Annotated in this window: 2 protein-coding genes; both read left to right on the forward strand. The window is 64.3% G+C overall.

Annotation, left to right across the window (positions count from 1 at the left end):
* A partial coding sequence (locus D893_RS13670; protein ID WP_246863941.1) for an ATP-binding protein occupies window positions 1-756 on the forward strand: 756 nt, incomplete at its 5' end.
* Between the two features lie 53 nt (window positions 757-809).
* On the forward strand, window positions 810-1,638 hold an 829-nt coding region (locus tag D893_RS13675; protein WP_246863942.1), incomplete at its 3' end, for a sensor domain-containing diguanylate cyclase.

The following is a 1,638-nucleotide window of genomic DNA, read 5'->3' on the forward strand; positions in this document are numbered from 1 at the left end:
CTCCTCTGGCTGGCTGGTTGGTCGCACTCCCATTCCAGCCGGATACGCCGCCTTCCTCAATCCCCCCCGTACACCACTTTCGACAGTAACTCCGCAGGTGGGCAAGGCACCCTGCTGGCCTATGGCCCGCCAGGCACCGGCAAGACGGCACTGGCTCATCATCTGGCCGAACAAGCCGACCGCCCGCTGCGCAAGCGCACCGCCTCGGAACTGATCTCGCCGTACGTGGGGATGACCGAGAAGAACCTGGCCCGGGCCTTTCGGGAGGCACGCAAGGAAGGTGCGGCGTTGTTGCTGGACGAGGCCGACAGCTTCCTGACGGATCGGTCGCAGGCCCGGCAATCCTGGGAGACCACACGAACCAACGAACTGCTGGTTCAGATCGAGGCCTTCGACGGCATCCTCATGTGCGCCACCAACTTCCTGGAGGCCCTGGACCCGGCCGCGCTGCGTCGCTTCGACCACAAGCTGGAACTGCGCTCATTGGATCAACAGCAGCGCGCACAGCTCTTCGATCAGCTTATCTCGCGACTGCAGCCAAGCGATGCAGACGATCGCGCCGCAATCGATACCGCTCACGCGGTCGTGCGCCGACTCGACGGCCTCACTCCCGGCGACTTCGCGACAGTGGTGCGAGGCCACTCGCGCCGGGGCACGCCTCGCGCAGGCCTCACCTTGCAGGCACTGGCCAACGCCCTGGTCGGCGAGCATCGCATCAAGCCGGGTACGGGCGCACGCCGCGCAGGCTTCGCCTGACCCAAGACCGCCAACACGTAGTCGCACGGATTGCAGAGGCCAAGGAGCGCCACATGGATGACATTCAAGAGTCGACACAAGCTGCCACGATCGCCGCCCTGAAGGCGGAGCGGGATCAGCTCCTCACGCTCCTGAAGGCCCTACCCGACATCTCCTTCGTGCTCGACGAAGACGGCCTGTACGTGAAGGTCATCGGCGGGGCCAATGAGGCGATGTACGCGAGCGGCAAGTCGCTGGAAGGCTATACGCTCGCAGATGCCCTTCCTCCAGCGGTCGCCGAGGCTTGCATGACCCACGTGCAGCAAGCCCTCCACACCGGGGAGATGCAAACGCTGGAGTATCAACTATGCGTTGCCGATGTGACGCTGCTTCCTCCGTCCGTCCGGGACAACGATCACCACCAGGCCGAGCAGTGGTTCGAGGGCCGGGCCCTTCCGCTGCCCAGCTACGATCATTCAAAGCCGGTGGTCCTCTGGGTCGCGGTCAACGTCACGCCGCGCAAGCAACTCGAACAGTACTGGCGCGAGGCGGCCTACACCGACCCCCTGACCGGTATCGCCAACCGCCGGGCCCTCTTCGAGCAGGCCCAGCATGAAATCGAACGGGCTCACCGCCATCACCGCCCGCTTTCGCTGCTCGTCCTGGACATCGACCACTTCAAGACGATCAACACCCGGTACGGTCACGCCCAAGGGGATGAAGCCCTGCGCCAGTTCACACAGGGCTGTTTGAAGCTGCTGCGCGACACCGATCTCATGGGTCGCATCGGGGGCGAGGAATTCGTGATGAGTTACTGTCGAAAGTGGTGTACGGGGGGGATTGAGGAAGGCGGCGTATCCGGCTGGAATGGGAGTGCGACCAACCAGCCAGCCAGAGGAGATA

Origin of the sequence: Thioalkalivibrio sp. ALE21 (assembly GCF_003208255.1) — a bacterium.
Taxonomy (GTDB): Bacteria; Pseudomonadota; Gammaproteobacteria; order Ectothiorhodospirales; family Ectothiorhodospiraceae; genus Thioalkalivibrio; species Thioalkalivibrio halophilus.